This is a genomic window from Calothrix sp. NIES-2098 (assembly GCF_963875125.1).
Taxonomy (GTDB): Bacteria; Cyanobacteriota; Cyanobacteriia; order Cyanobacteriales; family Nostocaceae; genus Aulosira.
Window position 1 is genome coordinate 7,223,475 of sequence record NZ_CAWNKJ010000001.1, and the last position, 24,023, is coordinate 7,247,497.

A 24,023-nucleotide genomic window follows, 5' to 3' on the forward strand; every position below is an offset into this window, starting at 1 on the left:
TTTCAGCAATCAGCGATCAATCAGACCTAGCCAATGGGGATAAGCGTAAGAATCTGCGATCGCTAATTGGGAATTTTGGTAAGTATGGAATACCCAGCTAGCTGTAGCTTGCAAATTTTCCAACCGACGGCTATCTTCGCCAAAGGCTTCAAAAGCCAGACTCCACCAAGCATTTTCGTGAACTGTCAAATTAGTGATTTCTACACTACAACCGTTATCGATCTGTTCGTTAGTTGTAACGGCTTGTACTGAAAAATCAGCTAAGACATGAAAAAGCTGCGAGTAACGAACTTTCTGTACGCTTACCCACAAAGGATTGTCTAAAACCATTGCAGGCTGAAAACTTTCGCCTTGGGAATCTTCACACAACCATTTACCCCATTTTTCTGCTTTACCTGTAATTAATTCCCCAAAATGCATGACACCAAGTTCTGCTTGACGCCATTTAACTTCTAGCCTTGCCTGTCGCAGTTTGATTCCCAGATAATCGCATTCTGGTGAGTAGAGGTAAACATCTTCCCTTTCTTCTGGTGATTTTAACGGATCAATCAGACAATTTTGCTGAAACCAAACTTGAATATTATCGGGGAGCTTGCCAGGAAAAAACCAGCGCAATTCGTTACCGATCAACATAAATTCGTTGATTACCTTTAGTTATTTAACAGCGTCCCGGTTGATGGGACAATGAAAAATTGTGCCTGCCTTATTTTGCTTCCAGTCCAAAGGAATTTATCAAAATGTGGAAACGAATTGCATTCATGTTGCTATTGGTGTTGAGTTTTAGCCTAAGTAACCCCGATGTCGCAGCGGCGGCTGGACTCAAAAACTACGTAAACACTTCTAATGGCTATGAGTTCTCATATCCTAACGGCTGGGTGCAAGTTAAAGTTGCCAACGGCCCTGATATAGTGTTTCACGATCTGATCGAAATTAGTGAAAACGTCTCAGTAGTAATTAGTCCGGTTCCAGAAGGTAAAACTTTGACACAACTGGGGACACCGACAGAAGTAGGGTATAAGTTAGGTAAGGCTGCTCTCGCTCCTCCAGACTCTGGTCGTTCAGCTGAATTAGTTAATGCTTTTGAACGCGAATCTGATGGTAAGACATACTACATTTTAGAATATGCAGTTAAACTACCCAATCAGCAACAGCGGCATAATATTGCTAGCGTTGCTGTTAGCCGCGGCAAACTTTTTACTTTTAATGCCTCAATTCCAGAAAGACGTTGGCAGAAAGTTAAACCTGCGATGGAAGAGGTTATCAGTTCATTCTTAGTTTATTAATTGATCGTGGGGAATGGGTGAAGATTAAGAGGTAATTTTTCATTTCTCTTTCCCCCTCTTTTTTGACTTTGATATGCTTATTCCACAGTTTGTACTTGCTTCTGCTTCACCAGCGCGACGCCGCTTGCTGCAAAGTGTTGGCATTGAACCAATAGTTTGCCCTAGCGATTTTGACGAATCGCAAGTCCAATTAAACGATCCCGATCGCTTGGTGCAAACTCTATCGCTGCATAAGGCGGAAACTGTAGTTTCGCAGTTTGAATCAGCGTTGATTATGGGTTGTGATTCGGTTTTGGCTGTTAATGGTGAGATTCATGGTAAACCTGCTGATGCTACCGAAGCGATCGCCCGTTGGCAGGTGATGCAAGGTAACTTTGGCGACCTATACACTGGTCATACTTTGATTGACCTGACGCAAAACCTCACTGTAACCAAGTGTCAGGTGACTAGAGTTTACTTTGCCCAAATGAGCGATCGCGACATTCAAGCTTACGTAGCTACAGGTGAACCTCTCAAATGTGCTGGTGCTTTTGCCTTGGAAGGTTTTGGTAGTTTATTCGTAGAAAAAATTTCAGGTTGTCACAGCAACGTTATCGGTCTGAGTTTACCTTTGCTGCGCCATATGCTGGCAGAACTTGGATACAACGTTGTTGATTTCTGGTCTTAGCCAAAAGTCAATCAAAAGTAACTAGTAACAAAACTGCTTAGTATGCAGTATTGCCTCACCATGATCGGGAATCCAGGCTAGCCACTCGTCTTGAGAAACCTGACACAATAACAGTGCTTCCTCATAACTAAAAGGATTGGGAAGTTGCAACAGCTTCACCCAACTTGCAGTGGCAAACTCCTGTGGTGACTCTTGGGCGTAAGACTGGCTGGTGACATTTAGCTTCCGTCTTCTGAATTGCACTGCAAAATCTGGTCTTTCAGAATCTAGTTTCATAGCTAATGGGCTAATATCAAATTATTTCTGTAACTAAGGATACAAAATAAACAATACTGTTGAAAAGCAACCTTTTTATAACTTTACGTTGGAGTTTCTCCAATGGCGGAAAGTGTCTGTTGAGTAGAAACGCACAGAGGAGAAAAAGTCTTAGATTTCAATAATGCCTAGGTTTTCGTAGTTTAAGGAATCTGCTTGTACCGTCAAAGCTATTGTTGTTGATTTCGATCCTGCCAAATTGGCAGTTGATTTACTTTTTTAAGTGTTAATTCTACATAAGTTGTTTGGCTTTGTCCGATTTTTGTTGTCCCAAAATAGCCTTGAGAGCCGCTATGAGCATGAGGGCCTGTCTGGACAACGGTATAACGTCCCTGATGACGAGCTTGATTGAAAGGTGAACCGACTGTAATTGGCCAGCGTGAAGCAAATACAATCTGGCTAATATCTTCAATCCAATCTCGGCGACCTACGAGTTGGTACACGCGATCGACCGCATCAAAGCCTACTTCGCCATCAAAATCACCACCGATGGAGACCACAATTAATTGAGCATTTAGCCACCGATCGAGGTAAGAAGCAGCACCTAGAGAGACTTGGACTCCGCCACTAGTTCCAACTAAAATCAGTTTCAGGTCTTGTTTTGGGATTTTGGAGATAGGATAGACCGCATTCATGCGATTAACGATCGCATTTGCAATTCCCAAGTTATAAATATCTCCATAACGGTCATCGGCAGAAATTGCAAACCGCCAGAGATTACGTATTTTAATTAAAACATCAGTATTAGAGAGCCAACCATCTGCTTTTTCGGCTGCACTCCAAAGAGGTGCTAATAACCGTTGTCCTCCTAAACTTTCGTTAGCAGCGGAATAAGGAAAAACATCCCGCACTGTGACACAATTACGATGAATTTGCTCTAATTTATCAAGAAAAAATTGTTCGCCAGGAGTTAATTGATCTGCTGAAAAATCTCCTACTCCTGGTAAAAAGACTATATAGCAATCGATATTTTCTGATTTGCCAACTTTCAGCGAACTGTTATCTCCAGGTAAGTTTTTTGTTGAATTTTTCTTAATCCCTAAGCTTTCAGCGCTTTGTTTTAACCACCATACCAAAGTTCCAACAGGAGCAACAGTTCCCCATACAAGAAGTATTATTCCTGCTAAAACTAACAGTTTTAATGTTCCACTTTGCAACGATAGCAGTATTTTTTCGCCAATCTTACGCATTTGAGATTATTTTTTTATATAGTTAGCAAATAAGGTAATTTTGAGCTTAAGAATTTAATTTTTTTTGGCTTAATTTTATAAAATTATGATTTTTGTACTTTGTCATCCTTCATTAGTTAGAAAAAATGAGCAGTAATAATAACAAATCAAGGTCAGGTTTGTGTAGTACACTTCGGTATGCTCTAGCTTTGAATGGCGACTTCTATGAAAATGCTCGTAATACACAGCGAAACCGGAGGTTAGCTCTAAGTATTGTAATTTTGGCTGCTGTTTCTCATGCCATAGGTAGCGGCGTAATTTTAATCATCAATCGAGCTACAGTTTTTGTATTTTTAGCTGGTCTTGTGATTGATGCGATCGCCGTAATTGCAGGATACTATTTTTGGACATTCACAATTTGGAAAATTGGGCAATGGCTCAAACCCATCGATCCTACTTACGGTGACTTATTGATTCCTATAGGCTTCGCCTATGCACCGCAAGTATTGAATTTTTTAACTCTTATTCCCTTACTCGGACGACCAATTGAGTTGATTTTGGCGGTGTGGAGTTTATTGGCGGTAATCGTCGCAGTGCGCCAAGGGTTAGATATTACGACTCGACGAGCAGCATTTATCTGTTTAGTAGGCTGGCCTTTAATTCAAATTGCGATCGGTTTTGTACAAGTTTTACAGCAACAATTAATCAGATGGACAAGCTAAAAGGCGTAAGTATGTATTGATGTATGGATTACTCAGTATCACACTATAGCTTTTGATCGCGCGATTAGAAGCATTTTAACAGTTAATTGTTAGCAAGCGATCGCCTCTAGTTTTGCTTATAGTTAGACAACGCAACCATTGTACCCAACAGCAGCAAAACGACAAAAACCGTTGCCTATTGGATAGAGATGAAAATTATGCGATCGCAGTTTGTTGAACATTTCATAAGTCTCTGTTTCTTCTCATATATCCATCTGTAGGTTCTGTTACGTTTTCCAGCAACTGATAAATGTAGAATTCATTTAACCAAAGTTTGATGGAGCGATTTCAAAGCAGCAGAGAAATTAAGTCTTGAGAGTAGATATCTAAAGACTGCTGATATGCTTTGTACCTAGAAGCAACAAACTCTACTTATGAGTTAACCATAAACTTAAGGAAAAAGAGATGTTAGGAATGCTCTATGTGATAGATATTGTTTAATGGCTTGATGGCTAACTGAAGGTAAACTCGCTTGCGTAACTAAATTGAGTTAACCAAGCCAAACAGCTGATTTTCATATTCAGAGTTACTTTTTTAACTAAATACATTCTCAGACAATCAAGCTGTAGAATTTGTTCTGTTACCAACATCATCACTATCAAAAAACTATCAAGAGCAAATTCTAAATATTTCGCAGAATTGGCTTCAATCTGATGGAAGCAGAGAATTTTGCTTTTGCTAAACTTTAGAGTATCACTTCAATTAATCACAGCATCTATCTCATTAGTAAGCACTTACAAAAGCTAGAAATTATTGCATAATGCAATTTTGCGATCGCTGTAGTTGGTACTTTAATTATGATTTTTGAAGCGCTGAAGTGCTTACTACAAAACTATCAAAATTAAACTGATAAACCTTAGTACAGTAAGGCGGAAATAAACTTACCATCAAATTCAATTAAAAGCTTACCCTATATCATTTTGAATTCCGCATAGCCATACTGATCTATTTCATTGGTTATTAGGGTTATGGTCGATCGAATCCTTGAATTCTTGAAGCAGTCGAAGATCTAACAGCTATCAAAGTTCATGAAATAGATCGCTAATTCAACTGCGTATAAGTCGCTTTTTTCTGTCAATTAGCACAATTCAGATAAACGGGCAACATATCATGTCAAGGGTGACTGAGAAGCCACAGTTAAGGGAGCAGACACTTGAGCAACCTAAAGTTTGGTGGAGCATTGCTGTAGCCCTACCAATAGTAATTGCTGCTGGTGTATTAGGTACAGCTAAAGTCGAACAGTTGAAAAAAATAGCTTCGTCTGTACCGATTAGGCCAATGACCAACAGTATCACTGCTGTAGGGCATTTGGAACCACGCGGAGAAGTAATTAAGTTATCTGCACCAATGGCGGGGATGCAAGCAGCGTCGCGAGTGCAACAACTGTTAATTAAAGAGGGTGATAAGATTAAGCAAGGTCAAGTAGTGGCGATTTTGGATAACCATGATACCCAAGTAGCCGCACTGGAAGAAGCAAAAGCGAAATTGCAAGAATCTCGCGCCAATTTAGCACAAGTCAGAGCTGGCTCACCAAGAGATATTCAAGCCCAAACATCTGTAATTGCTCGCTTAGAAGCACAGTTACGCGGAGAAAAAGACGCACAGCAAGCAACAATCGCTCGAATCGCAGCTCAGTTAAGTGGCGAAAAAATCGCCCAACAAGCAATGGTTAATCGCCTAGAAGCCGAACTGGGCGGGCAAAAAGATACTTTAAGAGCCACGCTGACACGAATCCAAGCTGAACAGCGGAATGCCCAAGTTGATGCTCAACGTTATGAGATGTTGTATAAAGAAGGTGCAATTTCTCAGCAAGAACGAGATCGAAGACGCTTAAGCGCAATCACCAGCAATCAGCAGGTTGTGGAAAGCCAAGCTACTCTCAAGCAGACTATTGCAACTATTAAACAGCAAATTGCTGAAGCTAGAGCTAATCAAGTCAAAACTTTATCAACATTACAACAGCAGCTAATTGAAGCCAAAGTTAACCGCGATAAAACTGTAGCAACTTTGCAAAGACAAATTGATGAAGAAAAAGCCAAACTCAACCGCCTGATGGAAGTTCGCCCCACTGATGTGCAAATGGCACAAGCGCAAGTCAGTAATGCGATCGCAATGGTGAGAAAAGCAGAAGCAGAACTCAAATTGAGCTATGTTAAAGCACCTATTAATGGCGAGATTTTAACCATTCACACCAAGTCGGGAGAAGCTATTAATCAAATGGGAATCGCGGAGATTGGGCAAACCGATCAAATGATCGTCATTGCTGAAGTAGCTGAAGACAGTATTGGTAGAGTGCGTCTCGGTCAAAATGCTACCGTTACTAGTGACAATGGAGCTTTTATGAGCGAATTAAGGGGAACAGTCACAGAGATTGGCAGAAAAATTGGGAAAAAAGATGTATTGAATACAGATCCAGCTGCAGATGTAGATGCCAGAGTTGTACAAGTGAAAATTGCCCTGACTCCAGAAGATAGCGCCAAAGTTGCTGGTTTAACTTACGCAAAGGTGATTGTTGAAATTAATAATTAATACCGCTAACAATAATTCGTAATTACCTTTTCACCAGGAATATATATTTTCAATCAGTGGTTTATGTACGCTGTGATGTACTAGCTTTGTTTAAGTAAAGTAATAACTTACTATGCATACACAAACTTAGCTAAACAGCTTTTAATATCGGGTTTTAATACTAATTTTAATGTGGTGGTCTTGGTTTAGATTGCTGGCATATTCTTGCGATAAAAACTTGTACTCTATAATCCAAAACCTCAAGGCTAAAATTGGTATTGGTAATGCTTAACGAACTAATTACTAGTATTTTTCAAATTCATAAAGTCAACAAAAAAATACCCTTATCATGGCTACAACTCACAAGAGAAAGAACTCGTTTAGCCGTGGCTCTGGCAGGAATTGGCTTTGCCGATATTCTGATGTTTATGCAATTAGGTTTTCGAGATGCTTTGTATTATAGTAACGTTCGCTTCCATAATAGTTTGCAGGGTGACATTATTTTAATCAATAGTCAATCTAATGCTATTCTGTCGATGAAAAGTTTTTCTCAACGGCGTTTATATAAAGCATTGGATTTACCAACAGTGCAATCGGTACATGGTATATACCTGGACTATACAAGCTGGAGAAATCCTGAAACAGGTCGCCCTCGCAGCATTCTAATATTTGGATTTAATCCTGAAGTTAACTTATTGAACTTACCTGGAGTTCAGGAAAATTTAGCACAATTAAAGCTACCTGATGTAGTATTATATGACCGTTCTTCCAGGGTAGAATACGGGCCAATCGCTGCTAATTTTGAGCAGGGTAAAACTGTAACAGCAGAAGTACGCAGGCGGCGAATAAAAGTAGGAGGGTTATTTACTTTAGGTGCATCATTTGGGGCTGATGGTAATCTCATTACTAGCGATCTTAACTTTTTGCGTATCTTCAACAACCGTCAACGCGGTTTAATTGATATTGGGGTAATTAGATTAAAGCCAGGAGCAAATGTTACATCTGTAACCCAAGATTTAAGAAGTTATCTACCTAACGATATTAATGTTTTAACTAAGCAGGAATTCATTGATTTTGAGCGCAATTACTGGGCTAATAGTACTGCTATTGGATTTATTTTTACTTTAGGGACAATTATGGGGTTTATTGTAGGAACCGTAATTGTTTATCAAATCCTTTATACAGAAGTTGCCGATCATTTGGCAGAATATGCAACCTTAAAAGCAATCGGTTATACACAAAAATATTTATTAAATGTCATACTCCAAGAAGCTTTAATATTAGCATTAATTGGCTATTTGCCTGGATTCACCTTTGCATTATTTATGTATAAAACTGCTAGGGATGCAACATTGCTACCAGTGTTTATGAGCTTTGAAAGAGCAGTATTAGTGCTATTATTAACTATATTAATGTGTATGGTTTCGGGCACAATTGCTGTGCGAAAATTACGTTCGGCAGACCCAGCAGACATATTCTAGATGAATTAAGTAATGAAATTTTAATTATTTAAAACTACTAATAATAAAATAATTATAAATGCTCATTACTGCTGAAAAGTTTCCACCTATAATTAATAATTAATAACTTATTGTTGCTAACTTCAGTTCTAATTTAGAACTGTTAACCTCTAGCTATTAACTTTATGATGAGACAAGAACCTGTAATTGCTATTAAACATCTCAATCACTACTATGGCAGAGGCGTACTCAAAAGACAGATTTTATTTGACATTAACCTAGAAATTTATCCCGGTGAAATTGTCATTATGACTGGCCCATCGGGTTCAGGTAAAACAACATTACTGAGCTTAATTGGTGGTTTACGCTCTGTACAAGAAGGTAGTTTAAAATTTTTAGGTAGAGAATTATTTGGTGCTAGCCAAAACCAATTAGTGCAAGTCCGGCGTAAAATTGGCTATATTTTTCAAGCTCATAATTTGTTAGGTTTTTTAACCGCCAGACAAAATGTGCAAATGGCGGTAGAGTTGAATGATGAGATTGCCCAAAGTGAAGCGATCGCCAAATCAGAAGCCATGCTTGGAGCAGTTGGCTTAGAACAAAGAATTAACTACTATCCAGACAATCTTTCTGGAGGACAAAAACAAAGAATTGCGATCGCGAGGGCTTTGGTGAATCATCCCCCGCTAGTACTTGCAGATGAACCTACAGCAGCTTTAGACAAACAATCTGGACGCGATGTGGTAGAAATAATGCAAACTCTTGCCAAAGAGCAAGGAACTTCTATCTTGTTAGTAACTCATGACAACCGGATTTTAGATATAGCCGATCGCATTGTAGAAATGGAAGATGGTCTTTTGACCCGTGATTCCCAAGGTATGGTGAAAAACCATAACTTATAAAAATGATAGAAAGCACCCTAAAACCCTAATAATTATTTAGCAAAGCCTTATTTTTTAAATAAAGATTGCTGTAAATTTTTTGGGGAATTAGGTTGGCGACTAGTACGGAATGTCACATTTACACCTTCATTTGATTGTTCCAGTACCAAAAGCGGAGTAGGCTTGGCTTTTTGATCCCAATGCATATGAGCCACACGCCCTTGAATTGTTGGTTGCCAAGTATCTTCATCTTCTGTGGGACTTAGGTAAGTTTCGATACAGTCAATAATTTGGCTAATAGTGGCAGAAGTCGCTTGTGTAGGTAACTTCATCAAGCGAATTTGAATGCGAAATAGTACTCGCTTGGCAATGTTTGGCGGAGTACCAGTTTCATACTCGACATCAAAAATTTCATCCACCTGCCGTCCAGTATTGCTAGCAATCCCTACTTGTCCCTGTTGGGATTGACTTGGACGCAAAGCTTGAGAAATTTTGTCTTTAACCTTAACTTTCATTTGGTTAACGATCGCAAAATGAAATACTTCCTCTGACATCCGCATCCGCAGATAATCCAAGTTAAAGTCCCGTGAGTTAACCAAATCGGGATTGGTTTCCATTTTGCGAATTGTTTCCAGCGCTAACTTAAACTTTTTCTCTAGTTCCCGCGCCCGGAATTGTTCAAACTTGAGTTTTTTCTCCAGCTGAGTCATCAAAACCCTGCCATAAACGATTACAGCAATCAGCGCTAAAGCCAGTCCTCCAGCCCCTAAAACTAATACAGGAGGTGTTTCTGGTGTACTTGCTTGTACTTCTTGAGATGCCTTTTTAGTCTTGGGCAATTCAGCAATAAATATCGAATTTGACATACTTGGCAAACAGAATAACTTCATTCCTGATTTTTAGGATGCCCAAATTTTGCTGGCTATTTTGCGGTATTATTACTGTTTTTTACAGCTTTCGCGAAATCGTATATGTACAGACACCTTAGCCATTCGGGTGAAGGATTTACAAACCTCCTACCTCTATCTCAAGCCGACTCAAATTGCTGGAACAATATTCGACTGGTTGCTACAGATATGGATGGCACTTTAACCAGAAACGGAAAATTTACAACTAAATTGCTGCAAGCTTTAGAAAATTTAGCAGCAGCAGAAATTAAAGTAATCATTGTTACAGGACGTTCTGCTGGCTGGGTAAGTGGATTAAATAGTTTAATGCCTGTAGCGGGTGCTGTGGCAGAAAACGGAGGTCTATTCTATATGGCTGGAAGCGATCGCCCAATAGCCTTAACACCCATTCCCAACTTAGCTAACCATCGTCAACATTTAGCCGCAACTTTTAAAGAATTACAAAGTAAATTTCCGCAAATCCAGGAATCTGCTGATAATCATTTTCGGATTACCGACTGGACTTTTGATGTAGCTTCATTAACTCCCACTGAATTACAAACTCTCAGCCGTCTCTGTCAAGATCTGGGATGGGGATTTACTTATAGTAATGTGCAATGCCACATTAAACCCCAAGCTCAAGATAAAGCTATTGGGTTATTGCAGGTATTGCAGCAATATTGGCCGCAATACTCATTAGAACAGGTGGTGACAGTAGGCGATAGCCCCAATGATGAAAGTTTATTTAATCGCCGTTATTTTCCCATATCTGTAGGTGTAGCAAATGTTTTGGAATATGCCAATCAGCTACAGCATCAACCAGCTTATGTTACTTCTGCTAGAGAAGCTGAGGGTTTTTGTGAGTTATCAAACTGTCTTGTTCTACCTGCTTAATTGAAGATCGCTGAAACTACGAACTTGATAGTGCAATTCAGTAAGAATTATTTTCAAAACTGCTACTATTATTAACCGTCTTTCCCGCAAAATAGATGGATCGTATTTCACAAAATTCCAGAAAAATTGCGCTGCAATCCAGCTTTTATTTTTAGCTGGGGGTGTTTCTAGAGCTTTAAAAGTTAGGTATTGATAGAATCGCGCTAGGGTATACTTTTTCCAGTGCTGTAAAGAGGCTGCTTTTGGATGAGCAAACGCACGTTCAATTACTTTTAAAGATTCAACTTCTTGTTTTTTAAAGTTGCTAGACATTGAGCTTGCAGATATTCGATATAGTATTTGTACTTGTGGAACTACTACAAACTCATAGCTGTCTGCCAAGCGTAACCACATATCCCAATCTTCTGCGGCTCTAAGTGACTCGTCAAAATTCCCAACTTTCGTAAAAGCTTCTTTGCGAATCAAAGGATTAGAGCCATTTTCTAAAAAGTTAGATAGTAGCAGCTTAGTGTAAGCATCTCCTGTGACTTTAGCTCGCGCTCCAGTTCTCACAAAGTTATCATCAGCATCAATAAAATCAGTCCAACTATAAGCTAAAGCAGCATTTTCATGAGCTAATAATGCCTGCATCTGGCTTTCTAATTTATCAGATGTCCAAAGATCGTCGGCATCAATAAAAGAGACAAAATCACAAGCTGCGAGTGATAAACCTCGATTACGGCTAGCAGATAAACCAGCGTTTGGATAGGAAAATATTTTTAATCTAGAGTCAGAAATACTTTTAACAATCTCTTCTGTAGAATCTGTTGAACCATCATTAATTACTATAATTTCTAAATCGCTAAGACTTTGATTTAAAACAGATTCAATAGTCTTTTTGATGGTTTTCTCACCATTGTAGACAGGAATAATTACAGATACTATTGACATATTATCTTGACTTTAGATTGTTTATTTTTTTATAAAATTGTGCTTGAATTCTGGAAAATCAATGTGTTCTAAAAAATTAGAATTAGTCTCAATTTTTTACAGCGATCGCAAATAACATATTTTTCAGATAAATGAAGTATATGCTAGTGACAATGTACGTCAAACCGTGTTTACCTCACTTAAATATGTTCCATTTTATTGGAAAAGTAATGTAGTGACTAGATATTTTAGTGAGGTTCATGTAAATATTACATTTCACACTTACAATTTAGGTGAAATCTTAGCGATCGCTAAAATACTGTAGGGCTTGGACAATAATACTTAAGTGAATATTCAGATAAAAGTTTATAAATTTAGCTTGTTGCTTTATAAGATTTTTCTCATAAAAAAGAATAAATAACAAAGAAAACCCGGCTATTCAAAAGGGTTTAGCAGGACTAAACCCTTACGAACAATCTATCTGTATGTGGATTTTTGGGAATTGCAATTACAGATCGGGTGAAGGCTCTAATAACTGAACGGTAGTCTGTGCTGCTGATACTTTCATGGTTACTTTTTTACTAAAAGTCAATCCAGTTTCGCCTTTGTCAATGAGAATTGTGTCTCCAGAAATAAAGGTGTTCTCTAGTAACTTAGTGGCGATGGGGTTTTCTACTTCGCGCTGAATTGCTCGTTTCAGGGGGCGTGCGCCATAAACTGGGTCATAGCCTGTTTCTACTAGGTAATCACAAGCAGATGCGGAAATATCAAAGAAGATTTTTTGTTCTTTGAGGAGATTTTCGACACGCTTGAGTTGAATGCGGATAATATGACGCATCTCCGAACGACTGAGGGTATGGAAGATCACAGTTTCATCCACGCGGTTTAGGAATTCTGGGCGAAAATGCGATCGCAAGGCGTCTGTCACCCGATTTTGCATCATTTCATACTTGGAGTCATCACCAGATATATCAAGGATGTGCTCGCTACCGATATTGCTGGTCATGACAATCACAGTATTGCGAAAATCTACTGTTCTGCCTTGAGAATCAGTAATTCTTCCATCATCTAATACTTGCAGTAAAATATTGAAGACATCGGGGTGAGCTTTTTCGACTTCATCCAATAACACTACAGAGTAGGGATGACGGCGAATTGCTTCGGAAAGTTGACCGCCTTCTTCATAGCCAATATACCCTGGAGGCGCACCTACCAATCGGGAAACCGAGTGTTTTTCCATATACTCGGACATATCCAAGCGTACCAAGGCATCGTCAGAATCAAAGAGAAACTGCGCTAAAGCACGAGCGAGTTCAGTTTTACCTACGCCTGTCGGCCCCATGAATAAAAATGACCCGATAGGACGGTTAGGATCTTTCATCCCTGCCCTTGCACGACGAATTGCTGCTGCTACTGCTGTTACCGCTTCTTGTTGCCCGATGACTCGTTGATGCAAATGATGCTCTAGTTGCAGTAATTTTTGCCGTTCCGATTCCATCAGGCGATTCACAGGGATTCCTGTCCACTTGGCGACAATTTCCGCGATATCGGCTTCTGTGACTTGTTCTCTCAGCAGAGTCGCACCTGTACTTTGAATTTTTAAAAGTTGTGCTTCTTTGGCTTCGCGATCGCGTTGAACTCCCTCCAATTTGCCATACTTCAATTGAGCAGCTTTGTTGAGGTCATAGTCCCGTTCTGCTTGCTCAATTTGTACTCTCAAAGCATCTTCTTCTTTCTTTAAGGCACTGATAGCTTCTAATAGCTGCTTTTCACCTTGCCATTGATCGTTAAATTTTTGTTGTTTGGCTGTCAAAGAGGTAATTTCTTCCTCTATACGTTGCAAACGTTCCTTAGTTTGGGGCGTACCTTTATCTTCTCCCGCCAATGACAGCTTTTCCATTTCTAATTGCATCAGGCGGCGGTCAATAGTTTCGAGTTCCGCAGGTTTGGAGGTAATCTCCATTTTCAGCTGGGCTGCGGCTTCATCTACTAAGTCAATCGCTTTATCTGGCAAAAAGCGGTCAGAAATATAGCGTGCTGATAGTGTTGCTGCGGCTACTAATGCGGAATCAGAAATTTTGACGTTGTGATGCACCTCGTAACGTTCTTTTAATCCCCGCAGAATCGAAATCGTATTTTCTACAGTGGGTTGATCGACAAATACTTGCTGAAAACGCCGTTCTAAAGCAGCGTCTTTCTCAATGTGTTTGCGGAACTCATCTAAGGTAGTCGCCCCAATGCAGCGCAACTCACCCCGTGCCAACATGGGTTTGAGCAAATTCCCTGCATCCATTGCCCCTTGCTGATTGGAACCTGTACCCACAACGGTGTGCAGTTCGTCAATAAATAAAACTATTTGACCGTTTGATTCCGTAACTTCTCGGAGAACAGCTTTTAAGCGGTCTTCAAATTCACCTCGGTATTTAGCCCCAGCAATTAAACTCCCAATATCTAACGAGATTAGCTGACGGTTTTTCAGCGATTCGGGAACATCACCATTTACCATACGTTGCGCCAAAGCTTCTGCGATCGCAGTTTTACCGACCCCAGGCTCGCCAATCAATACGGGGTTATTTTTACTACGACGAGATAATACCTGGATTACCCGACGAATTTCGTCATCTCGCCCAATTACGGGATCGAGTTTTCCAGCCTTAGCCTGTTCTGTCAAGTCTCTGCCAAATTTCTGCAAAGCTTCATAGCGAGACTCAGGATTTTGATCGGTAACTTTTTGGCTACCGCGCACAGTTTTGGTTGCAGCCTCTAGCTTACTATTATCAACATTCAAACCTTTAAACAGCCGCCGCCCGATGCGGTCATCGTCAGCAAAAGCGAGGAGTATATGTTCTACAGAGATATAAGCATCTTTCATCCGCACTCGATTTTCCTCGGCGCGATCGAGTAGAACGTCCAAACTGCGACCTAAGTAGAGTTGATCGCTTTTCCCAACTTTCGGCTGACGTTGGGTAAAGGCTTCGAGTTGCTGTTGCAAGCGTTGTGGATCGACCTCAGATCTAGCGAGAATACGGATTGCTAGGCTAGTAGGTTCTTCTAAAAGAGCAATAATTAAATGTTCAACATCTAGTTGCTGCTGTTGATAAGCACGAACTATATCCTGAGATTTGACAATCGCTTCCCAGGCTTTATCAGTAAATTTATTGGGATCTGTAGGTTGCATATTTAGAATTTTCGAGTTGGTATTTCAGATTTAGGAGCGACGGGAAGGGTTTCCTAGCTTGTAACAAGTGGGTGTTTTAGTGTATAAATCGGCCATTAGGGAGGATTTTAGACATAAAAGGTGCAATATCAATAGCGATGTACTTATTGCCCTAGCCTATAAGAAAAATTGTGCTACTCCATACTTCATAAATAGCTTTCACTCCCCAATTAAACATCCAAACATCATTGACATATATTCGCGTGTATCTGAAGTTGCAATTTAAACTTGGTAATTGATTTTAGTCCAATGGATTACCTATTTTGTGACATCCTTCTACAAGTCATGCTATCGCATACTGTGTAGGCCACTCACCATGCTTTTAATCCTTAAATGGCTATAAGAAGCTATGAAAAGCAGATTAGCTAATCAATTTTTAAATGAACTTGCTAATAGATAAATCTTTCAGTTCTACATAAAAGTATTGATGGTTGAATTTGATTGCTACTCCGTAAATTGGCTTTTTTGAGATGACTAAGTAAGAGCAAATACTTCTCAATTATTGTGAGCGATCGCAATGCCTGAGTCACATAGTCTATTGACTGAAAATCAGATGAAGGAGGAAAATTAAGTTTTAGCCCCAGACATTGCTTAACGCTCAACTGTAGTACCTGTTTTTTCTAGATGATTACTGAGTTACCAGTTGTTGTGATTCCTGTTTTGTCTCTATTCCTTGAGTACCCAATTGAATCAGTTCAATTTTATACCCGTCCGGATCTTCCACAAATGCAATTACGGTAGTACCGTGTTTCATTGGCCCTGGTTCCCGCACTACCTTACCGCCACGATTTCTGATTGCTTCACAGGTGGCATAAATATCATCAACACCAATGGCAATATGACCATAGGCATTACCTAATTCGTACTTTTCTACCCCCCAGTTGTAAGTTAGTTCTAGAACTGTATGGTCGCTTTCGTCACCATAGCCAACAAAAGCTAGAGTAAATTTTCCATCTGGATAATCTTTTCGACGCAGCAATTTCATTCCCAGGACATCACTGTAGAATTTCAAGGACTCTTCAAGATTGCCGACCCGTAGCATTGTATGAAGTAAGCGCATCATTTAACTCCTGATAGTTTCTTTACCGATTTTAAATTGGGAGTGGTGATAAGGACTGGCCACTGGGAAAGGAAAAGAGGCAGGGAGCAGGGGGAGAAATGGGACAAGGGAGACAAGGGAGAAATAACCAATGCCTATTAACCAATAACCATTGACTCTTGACAAATTCCCAATTGTAAATCAGTTGACGTAATCGCTGGAAATATTCTTTAATCTCAACCTACAGCGTCCCTTAAAAGCCTATGCTAGCGATTGGGTTAAGCGACTTGACTGTATGCGATCGCTCTAAGAACGCAATTCTCACAAGGAAACAAAGGATCGACCACACATGAGTACAATTCTAGATTCTGCCATTGAGGCGATTGTTGCTCGCGAAATTCTCGACTCGCGGGGTAGACCTACAGTTGAAGCAGAAGTACATTTGCTCAACGGTGCTGTAGGACTGGCACAGGTTCCCAGTGGTGCTTCGACCGGCACTTTTGAAGCACATGAACTGCGAGATAAAGATAAAGGCCGTTACGGGGGTAAGGGAGTACTTAAAGCAGTACAAAACGTCCAAGAGGTCATCGCTCCCAATTTATTAAACTTTGATGCTCTCAACCAAGAATTGCTAGATCGCACGATGATTGCCTTGGATGGTTCGGCAAACAAATCTCATTTGGGTGCAAATGCAATTTTGGCGGTTTCTTTAGCAGCAGCCAAAGCCGGTGCTGAGTCTCTGGGGCTGCCCTTATATCGCTATTTGGGCGGGCCTTTAGCAAATTTGTTGCCAGTGCCTTTGATGAACGTGATTAACGGTGGTGCCCATGCTGCTAACAACGTCGATTTTCAAGAGTTTATGATTGTCCCAGTTGGGGCATCTTCCTTCCAGGAAGCATTGCGCTGGGGTGCTGAGGTGTTTGCTACCCTGAGCGAAGTACTGGCTGATAAAGGCTTGTTGACTGGTGTAGGCGATGAAGGCGGCTTTGCCCCTAACTTAGAGTCCAATCAGGTAGCTTTAGAATTACTCGTTGCTGCCATTGAGAAAGCTGGTTATCAGCCAGGGGAACAAGTAGCTTTAGCGTTGGATGTGGCCGCTAGTGAGTTTTACAAGGATGGACAGTATGTTTACGATGGTAAACCCCACGCACCCACAGAATTTATTGATTATTTAGCCAAGTTAGTTGACCAATACCCGATTGTCTCGATTGAGGATGGCTTGCATGAGGAAGATTGGGAAAATTGGCAATTGCTCACCCAGAAACTTGGTTCGCGAGTGCAGTTGGTAGGCGATGACTTGTTTGTCACTAACGCCAACCGCTTGCAAAAGGGAATTGAGCAAAAAGCTGGCAACGCCATTTTGATTAAACTCAATCAAATTGGTTCCTTGACCGAAACTTTGGAAACAATTGACTTAGCGACTCGCAGCAGTTTCCGATCGGTCATTAGCCATCGTTCTGGTGAAACGGAAGATACAACGATCGCGGATTTAGCTGTAGCTACCCGTGCCGGTCAAATCAAAACTGGTTCTTTATGTCGTAGCGAACGGGTGGCAAAATACAATCGCTTGCTACGCATTGAACATGAACTAGGCGATCGCGCCCTATATGCTGGCGCAGTTGGTTTAGGGCCGAAGTAGAGGCTGGGGGTAGGGAAGAGGCAGGAGGCAGAGGGCAGGAAGCAGGGTGAGGAAGAAATAACTATTCCCTATTCTCTTCTTTACCCAATGCCCCATGCCCAATGCCCATCTAGGGATAAAACCCCAATCTGGGCAACCCTAAGGTTTCATCCCAACCCATCATGATATTTAAACACTGAATTGCTTGACCCGCCTGCCCTTTAATTAGGTTATCGATTGCTGACATGACAATCACGCGTCCGGTGCGCGGGTCAACTTCTATACCTATGTAACAAAGATTGCTGCCGCTAGCCCATTTTGTTTGCGGATAAATGCCGCTTTCGCAGACTTTTACCCAAGGTGAATTACGGTAAAAAGCATTATAAATTGTCACCATATCATCTCGAACAAGTCCGGGATCGCGCAATGTAGCATATACAGTTGCCAAAATTCCCCGCACCATTGGGATGAGATGGGGCGTAAATTGAATTGTGATTTCGTGCCCTGCGAGATCGCTACAAATCTGCTCAATTTCTGGAGTGTGACGGTGACGCGCAACTCCGTATGCAGCAAGGGAGTTGTCAGCCTCAGCTAAAAGCATATTGATTTTGGCTTGCCGTCCCCCGCCAGAGGTACCAGATTTCGCATCGATAATCGCGGTTTCGGGTACAATTAAGCCCTGTTTCAAAAGTGGGGAAAGAGCTAGAAGACTAGCTGTAGGATAGCAACCAGGACAGCCGACCAGCTGGGCTTCGCTAATGCGATCGCGGTAAAGTTCCGGTAATCCGTATACTGCTGTAGCCGCAGTTGTTTGATCGCTTCTGTCTTTGCCATACCAAGTGGTATAGGTTGCCAAATCTGTAAATCGATAATCAGCGCTCAGATCTAGTACTTTGCAGCCTTTTTCTATTAGTTTTGGCGTAATTTGGCAAGCCAGACCATTTGGTAGCGACAGAAATACTGCTTCACAGCGCTGGGCGATGATTTCTGCATCGACCGCCTCTATTGGCAGGCTAACTGCATGAGCTAGATGGGGATAGAGATCCGCAAAGGGTTTTCCTGCACTGCTCTCACCGCCTAGATAAACTAGTTCGACTTCTGGATGATCCATCAGTAGTCGTACTAACTGCACTCCGCCATAGCCTGACGCGCCAACAATCCCAACGGGTACGCGTCCATTTTTGCCCATGATGATAAAATCCTTATCCGCTTTGTTTAATTAGTTCTTAGCTATCAACATATCAGCGACCAGATACGTAACGCACAATTAGCCACGGACTAGAGCCGAGGTGTTGGTGGCTCCGCACTTAATAGCGATGAGATTCTATGCTCTCACCAAAAGTCAGTTTTTTAGTTTTTTCTTCCCCAGAGTGGGAGTGGCATCTGCTCACAGACTTTGGTAAATAGTTATCAAACATTGTGAAAATATCATATTCACGCAATCCTACACGTTGTAGGGGAAGGAATGAGTTTAAAAGTCTACTCTCGCTTTCAGCACTTTGCTGCCACACTTGAGTATTAAACCTCAATTTTAGGACAGAAATTTTTGCCATGTTATCAAATCATTGCTAGTGTGCTTCTCTGCCTAATAAAGGAGCTACAATCTAAAAGAAGAAATTGTTAAAAAAATTTACTTTTGGTAGCTGGAAATCCTCTGTGTCAAAGCCTAAGACTAAACGGCAGTCGCAAGCCACTCCCCTAAACTCTAGCGACCAGAGCGCTGGGGTGGCTCCTCAAGTAGAGAAAGCCTTGAACCAATCGCCTGAGTCGGAAACTCTTGCTACAGCGTCAACTCATAACGGCGCTAGCTCATCTTTTAAGTTTGATTCCATTGACGCGGCTTTAGCAGATTTAAAAGCTGGTCGTGTCATCGTCGTGGTAGATGACGAAAATCGCGAAAACGAAGGCGACTTGATTTGTGCTGCCCAGTTTGCCACACCCGACACGATCAATTTCATGGCGGTGGAAGCAAGAGGGCTGATTTGTCTGGCAATGACAGGCGATCGCCTAGATGAACTGGACTTACCATTAATGGTGAGCAATATTACAGACACTAACCAAACAGCTTTTACTGTCAGCATTGACGCTGGCCCTCATTTGGGAGTGTCTACCGGCATCTCAGCCGAAGACCGCGCGCGTACTATTCAAGTTACTCTTAACCCAGCAACCAAACCTTTAGATTTACGTCGTCCCGGTCATATTTTTCCAATTCGTGCCAAAGCCGGAGGCGTACTCAAACGCGCAGGACATACAGAAGCGGCGGTAGACTTATCTCGATTAGCAGGGTTATATCCGGCTGGGGTAATTTGTGAAATTCAAAACCCTGATGGTTCGATGGCGCGCTTGCCGCAGCTAATCGAGTATGCTCAAAGTCACAATCTCAAAATTATCAGTATTGCTGATTTAATCAGTTATCGTCTCCAGCACGATCGCCTAGTTACCCGCGAAAGCATTGCCGATTTACCCACCCAGTTCGGTCACTTCAAAATCTACGCTTACCGTCATACCTTAGATAATTCTGAACACGTTGCCATTGTCAAAGGCGATCCCGAAAACTTCAAAAACGAGCCAGTGATGGTGCGGATGCATTCAGAATGTTTAACTGGCGATGCTTTGGGTTCTTTGCGCTGCGATTGTCGGATGCAGTTGCAAGCAGCGTTAAAAATGATTGAAAGTGCGGGTCAAGGTGTAGTAGTCTACCTGCGTCAAGAAGGACGGGGAATTGGCTTGATTAACAAGCTGAAAGCCTATTCCTTACAAGATATGGGTTTGGATACAGTGGAGGCGAACGAGCGTTTGGGATTCGCCGCCGATCTGCGAGACTACGGGATGGGCGCACAAATGCTCATGGATTTGGGCGTGAAACAGATTCGCCTAATTACCAATAATCCCCGCAAAATTGCTGGGGTCAAGGGCTATAGTTTGGAAGTAGTCGATCGCGTGCCCTTATTGATTGAGGCTAATGACTACAATTCCTATTACCTAGCGACTAAGGCGAAAAAGCTGGGTCATATGCTGTTGCAAACCTATTTGGTAACAGTAGCAATTCATTGGCAGGACGATCCCCAATCGGTAACGCAACGCTATGAACGCTTAGAAAAAATTCGGCATTTAGCGAAAACTCATGACCTTTTGCTGCAAGAAGAAGCACGACCATTAGCGATCGCTCTATTTGACAAGCCTTCCTTAACAGTACACTTAGGTTTCGATCAACCGAAAGTGGCTGATTGTGATTGGTATCGGCAGCAAGGTCATCCTTACCTGCAAGCAATCTGTCAAATTCTTGACCAACTAGCAACTTTACCTTATATCCAAAAGCTAGAATTTCTAATTTCTGCTGGTAGCGATCCCTTAAGCAATCTGCAAGTCCAACTCGATCGGCAGACTTTTGAGACTAATACCCTACCTTCTGCAATTTGCGATCGCCTAGAAACTCAGCAAATCTATAGTTTTAGCAAATAATAATTTCCTTTGAAATCTCACATGAAGATGCTCAAGTTTTCTCATAAATTGGCATCTTGATGTGAGATTTTTATCTATTTACCCTATTGACTGGTCTTAACTGACGATAGGTATTAAGTAAATTGAAGAACTCGTTAAAATCAAAACTTATGGGGTCAACTCTTTGACCCGATCTATCTACAGCGCGATGAGTAGTAATGCGATCCTCTGGAACTTGACTTTGAGCGATTAACCAAGCTAGAGAATGATATTGAGCCTCTGTATAGCCGCTGTGAGTTTGTATTTTGTTATCTCCCCAAGCCTCTGGCGGTGTTTCTAAAGAAACATGATAGGCAAAGTTATTTACCGATGATGGCAAATTAGGGTTAGTTTTGACAGTTTCAGCACCATTAGGCCCGTTAAACACTGAGTTACCTGCACCAAAGGCGCGCTTTTCTGGGGGAATGAGATAAACCAGCGTCCCATCGCGCTTAATTAATGTGTGATAACTAGCTTGGATATTTTCATTATCATGAGGCGTTTGAAAAAAATTAATAGCGCTGGATGCAGAGTTACTAGTTTCATGCAGTACTATTATCGGTTGATTCCGTACAGGTACGCCATTAATATCTGTAGCATAGCGATCGCCGTAGTTGCTTGGATCTACAGGCGCTATTTCATATCGAGGTTTGTATCTGGCAAAAGCTTCAGTAGTGCTATACCTTGCTACAGAACGACTCGGCTGACTCTGACTCTTTTTGACTCGCGATTTCAGCACGTTCTGAGATTCGCTACTGGGGTTTTTTGCAGATTGTAATTGCGCCTTGGGATACTCACTCCAGGCTATAGCCTCTGGGATTGATGTTGCTGTATTGTTCTGTGGTTTTGTAACTTTCCCGGCAAACAACGCCAAAATTAGAGTGGCGAACAATAGAAAAATCAGCATGACTTTAGTCGCCCATTCTCTAAATCTCATTTTTTTATACTTAATAAAACAGCTAATAGTAATCTTAATATCTTGATATTACTGAAAAATAGGCTACTGGTATACTTGTCAAACTTCAGTAATTTTGTTAAACCATTCCTCTATCTTTAGAGTGATGGGTATGTTGGTGTGGTACATAAATTAACGTGAGTATCGACGGGTAAAAAATAGATTTATGTAAATTTATTTAAAAAAATAGTTTTATCTATTTGCTTTTTCACACAATATATTTAACCTTATTTAAGTAATTTGTTCTCCTTATGGAAGAATCTCTCTCTGGTAATAGCAAAATTCCAGTGAGGGAAAAAACGCGACGGAATTTCTTAGTCTACCTCGTCGGTAGTAGTCTCACCTCGATCGCGATCGGATATATCTTTCCAAAACCTAGCCAGAGTCGTGAGGTAGATTTAGAAACTCTTTGCTCGTTTTACCCGCACAATTCGCGTTGTCAAAATTATCTTCCAGGCGTTGAAGCGCAAGATACTAATAGTAAAGCGATTAAGGTTGATGCACTATTAGCCACCGCAACTCCCGGAATTCCCATTCCTGTTCATGGATTGCCAAATGATAGCGTCGATTATCTCATTATTAAAGACGGGCCACAAATTGCTGAGTATGCTATCAGTCCGATTTGCACTCATTTAGGATGCACAGTTAAGTGGAATACTGAAAAAAACCGCTTTATCTGCCCTTGTCATGGATCTCAATATGATTCTTTAGGGCGAGTTGTTCACGGCCCGGCTAGGCGTTCTTTGCCACTGATTACAGTAGTAGTCAAGCAAAATCAAGTTCGTCTGGTTGGAACTAAGCCTGCAATCGATCCTCGTTAATTTGCTAAGAGTATTGATGAATTTAGCTCTTTAACTTTGGGTGCATCTCAGTTTCGATCGACGCCCACAGGCAATAAGCCTGGAGCTATAAATATAAAGCCTGCGTAGGCAGGCTTTGTCCGTTTAGCAATACCCTTCTAGAGTATTGATTAAAAAAGTGGGATGCTCCCCTCGACTTTTCTATAGATCGGATATTTTTTATGCGCAATATTTCAGTTTTGTAGTTGTCAAAACTATAAACCATCCCACTGAAATTCAGCTAACAATAACAAGCATAAAGCCATAAAAGCACCCGTACTGAGAAACTGCCAAGGCGCAATATAAGGCAAAATAAAAATTAATAATAAGTGCAGTATACCTGTAAAAATCAAGGCACGCGATCGCACCCCTAATCCAGTGCAAATATATCCCAGCGTGCTTAATCCTAACCATAAGGGGCAAAGATTTAATAAGATATCAGCCCACCCTAAATAAATACTTAAATCCGTTAATATCACTCCCAATAACATCAAGATTACCCAGCAGAATAGTACCCATTTAACTTGCCTGACTTGTACCCAGTAACTAGTCCAAGCTACCATTGCGATAGTGCCAATAAAACTGAGGATTGACCATAAAGTAGCTTGTAAACTCCAACTAATAGGAAGAAATTGGGCAGTTACAAATATTGGGAGTAGTAACAAACTCCAAAGAATGCAGGCTCGATCGACACGAGTGTAAAAAGTAGAATAAAGCCGAATTTTACCGATTTGCCAGTTAACATACCAAAGTCCTTCTAGTTCGTCAATTGCTCTAGTTGGCTGTTTGCGGCATAAAGGTGGTTGTGAATAATTAAAAAATGACATTTTAAAATTTTTTAATAGCAAAGAGTTATATTTTTTCTAGCTAAAATAATTTCTCACTTAATCTCTCTTGGGTGAGAAATTTAGCTATGTTATATTCTCTATCAGGTTGCAAATCTGTAATTTGTTTTACAGAAAATTGCCAAAAACAAATAAACCCTCTGGAAGAAGTTTTCTTCAGAAGGTTTAGTGTTAAACTTTTATAAAAAATTTGACTTAATATTTCTACAAAATTACCAGGCTAGATTGAGATAATTTAACGAATAAATCCATAATTTTATTGCATATTTATTAATAATTATTAACTGCGTTATGCT

General features: G+C 40.8%; 20 protein-coding genes. 10 read left to right on the plus strand and 10 right to left on the minus strand.

Annotation, left to right across the window (positions count from 1 at the left end):
* Window positions 1-9: 9 nt before the first annotated feature.
* On the minus strand, window positions 10-633 hold the full coding sequence (locus AACU33_RS30365; protein WP_096593970.1) for a hypothetical protein: 624 nt from the start codon (window positions 631-633) through the stop codon (window positions 10-12).
* 104 nt (window positions 634-737) lie between these two features.
* On the opposite strand from AACU33_RS30365, the gene psbP reads away from it, so the two are divergent.
* Both psbP and AACU33_RS30375 read left to right on the plus strand, forming a co-directional pair.
* The gene (gene psbP / locus AACU33_RS30370) at window positions 738-1,283 is read left to right on the plus strand and encodes a photosystem II reaction center PsbP (RefSeq protein ID WP_096593972.1); all 546 of its coding nucleotides are present in this window, start codon (window positions 738-740) and stop codon (window positions 1,281-1,283) included.
* 73 nt (window positions 1,284-1,356) lie between these two features.
* Window positions 1,357-1,950, plus strand: coding sequence for a Maf family protein (locus AACU33_RS30375; RefSeq protein ID WP_096593974.1), 594 nt, complete (start codon window positions 1,357-1,359; stop codon window positions 1,948-1,950).
* 21 nt (window positions 1,951-1,971) lie between these two features.
* On the opposite strand, the gene AACU33_RS30380 is transcribed toward AACU33_RS30375, so the two are convergent.
* Together AACU33_RS30380 and AACU33_RS30385 are read right to left on the minus strand one after the other, a co-directional pair.
* Window positions 1,972-2,226, minus strand: coding sequence for a hypothetical protein (locus tag AACU33_RS30380; RefSeq protein ID WP_096593976.1), 255 nt, complete (start codon window positions 2,224-2,226; stop codon window positions 1,972-1,974).
* Between the two features lie 209 nt (window positions 2,227-2,435).
* Window positions 2,436-3,455: a hypothetical protein gene (locus tag AACU33_RS30385; RefSeq protein WP_096593978.1), complete on the minus strand. Its 1,020-nt coding sequence runs from the start codon at window positions 3,453-3,455 to the stop codon at window positions 2,436-2,438.
* Between the two features lie 125 nt (window positions 3,456-3,580).
* Here AACU33_RS30385 and AACU33_RS30390 point away from each other — a divergent pair, with 125 nt between their 5' ends.
* The 4 genes from AACU33_RS30390 (at window position 3,581) to AACU33_RS30405 (ending at window position 9,065) form a co-directional block, all read left to right on the plus strand.
* Window positions 3,581-4,156 carry a YIP1 family protein gene (locus AACU33_RS30390; protein WP_096593980.1) on the plus strand — a complete coding sequence of 192 codons (576 nt, stop codon included), beginning with the start codon at window positions 3,581-3,583 and terminating at the stop codon, window positions 4,154-4,156.
* Between the two features lie 1,149 nt (window positions 4,157-5,305).
* A complete protein-coding gene (locus AACU33_RS30395; protein ID WP_096593982.1) occupies window positions 5,306-6,724 on the plus strand; it encodes an HlyD family efflux transporter periplasmic adaptor subunit in 1,419 nt (472 codons plus the stop codon).
* A 263-nt stretch (window positions 6,725-6,987) separates the two neighbouring features.
* Window positions 6,988-8,184: an ABC transporter permease DevC gene (gene devC / locus AACU33_RS30400; RefSeq protein ID WP_096593984.1), complete on the plus strand. Its 1,197-nt coding sequence runs from the start codon at window positions 6,988-6,990 to the stop codon at window positions 8,182-8,184.
* 167 nt (window positions 8,185-8,351) lie between these two features.
* Window positions 8,352-9,065: an ATP-binding cassette domain-containing protein gene (locus AACU33_RS30405; protein ID WP_096593986.1), complete on the plus strand. Its 714-nt coding sequence runs from the start codon at window positions 8,352-8,354 to the stop codon at window positions 9,063-9,065.
* Between the two features lie 47 nt (window positions 9,066-9,112).
* Here AACU33_RS30405 and AACU33_RS30410 read toward each other — a convergent pair whose 3' ends face one another.
* Entirely contained in the window at window positions 9,113-9,910 is a 798-nt protein-coding gene (locus AACU33_RS30410) for a hypothetical protein (RefSeq protein WP_096593988.1), read from the minus strand.
* Between the two features lie 105 nt (window positions 9,911-10,015).
* Here AACU33_RS30410 and AACU33_RS30415 point away from each other — a divergent pair, with 105 nt between their 5' ends.
* A complete protein-coding gene (locus tag AACU33_RS30415) occupies window positions 10,016-10,825 on the plus strand; it encodes an HAD family hydrolase (RefSeq protein ID WP_096593990.1) in 810 nt (269 codons plus the stop codon).
* Here the strand turns inward: AACU33_RS30415 and AACU33_RS30420 are convergent.
* The 3 genes from AACU33_RS30420 to gloA all read right to left on the minus strand — a co-directional run bounded on the left by AACU33_RS30420 (window position 10,814) and on the right by gloA (window position 16,011).
* Window positions 10,814-11,755: a glycosyltransferase gene (locus AACU33_RS30420; RefSeq protein ID WP_096593992.1), complete on the minus strand. Its 942-nt coding sequence runs from the start codon at window positions 11,753-11,755 to the stop codon at window positions 10,814-10,816. The genes AACU33_RS30415 and AACU33_RS30420 overlap by 12 nt on opposite strands.
* Window positions 11,756-12,242: 487 nt before the next feature.
* Complete coding sequence (clpB, locus tag AACU33_RS30425; protein ID WP_096593994.1) at window positions 12,243-14,912, minus strand: ATP-dependent chaperone ClpB; 2,670 nt, start codon at window positions 14,910-14,912, stop codon at window positions 12,243-12,245.
* Window positions 14,913-15,579: 667 nt separating this feature from the next.
* The gene (gene gloA / locus AACU33_RS30430; RefSeq protein ID WP_096595439.1) at window positions 15,580-16,011 is read right to left on the minus strand and encodes a lactoylglutathione lyase; all 432 of its coding nucleotides are present in this window, start codon (window positions 16,009-16,011) and stop codon (window positions 15,580-15,582) included.
* 328 nt (window positions 16,012-16,339) lie between these two features.
* Here gloA and eno point away from each other — a divergent pair, with 328 nt between their 5' ends.
* Window positions 16,340-17,629 (plus strand): phosphopyruvate hydratase, encoded by a 1,290-nt coding sequence (eno, locus tag AACU33_RS30435; protein WP_096593996.1) that lies wholly within the window; start codon window positions 16,340-16,342, stop codon window positions 17,627-17,629.
* 109 nt (window positions 17,630-17,738) lie between these two features.
* Here eno and argC read toward each other — a convergent pair whose 3' ends face one another.
* Window positions 17,739-18,797 (minus strand): N-acetyl-gamma-glutamyl-phosphate reductase, encoded by a 1,059-nt coding sequence (gene argC / locus AACU33_RS30440; RefSeq protein ID WP_096593998.1) that lies wholly within the window; start codon window positions 18,795-18,797, stop codon window positions 17,739-17,741.
* A gap of 560 nt (window positions 18,798-19,357) precedes the next feature.
* On the opposite strand from argC, the gene ribBA reads away from it, so the two are divergent.
* The gene (ribBA, locus tag AACU33_RS30445) at window positions 19,358-21,070 is read left to right on the plus strand and encodes a bifunctional 3,4-dihydroxy-2-butanone-4-phosphate synthase/GTP cyclohydrolase II (protein WP_445291801.1); all 1,713 of its coding nucleotides are present in this window, start codon (window positions 19,358-19,360) and stop codon (window positions 21,068-21,070) included.
* A 70-nt stretch (window positions 21,071-21,140) separates the two neighbouring features.
* Here the strand turns inward: ribBA and AACU33_RS30450 are convergent, their stop codons facing one another.
* Window positions 21,141-22,025: an N-acetylmuramoyl-L-alanine amidase gene (locus AACU33_RS30450; protein WP_096594002.1), complete on the minus strand. Its 885-nt coding sequence runs from the start codon at window positions 22,023-22,025 to the stop codon at window positions 21,141-21,143.
* Between the two features lie 269 nt (window positions 22,026-22,294).
* Here AACU33_RS30450 and AACU33_RS30455 point away from each other — a divergent pair, with 269 nt between their 5' ends.
* On the plus strand, window positions 22,295-22,864 hold the full coding sequence (locus AACU33_RS30455) for a Rieske 2Fe-2S domain-containing protein (protein WP_096594005.1): 570 nt from the start codon (window positions 22,295-22,297) through the stop codon (window positions 22,862-22,864).
* 233 nt (window positions 22,865-23,097) lie between these two features.
* Here the strand turns inward: AACU33_RS30455 and AACU33_RS30460 are convergent, their stop codons facing one another.
* The gene (locus AACU33_RS30460; RefSeq protein WP_096594007.1) at window positions 23,098-23,709 is read right to left on the minus strand and encodes a hypothetical protein; all 612 of its coding nucleotides are present in this window, start codon (window positions 23,707-23,709) and stop codon (window positions 23,098-23,100) included.
* Window positions 23,710-24,023: the final 314 nt, after the last annotated feature.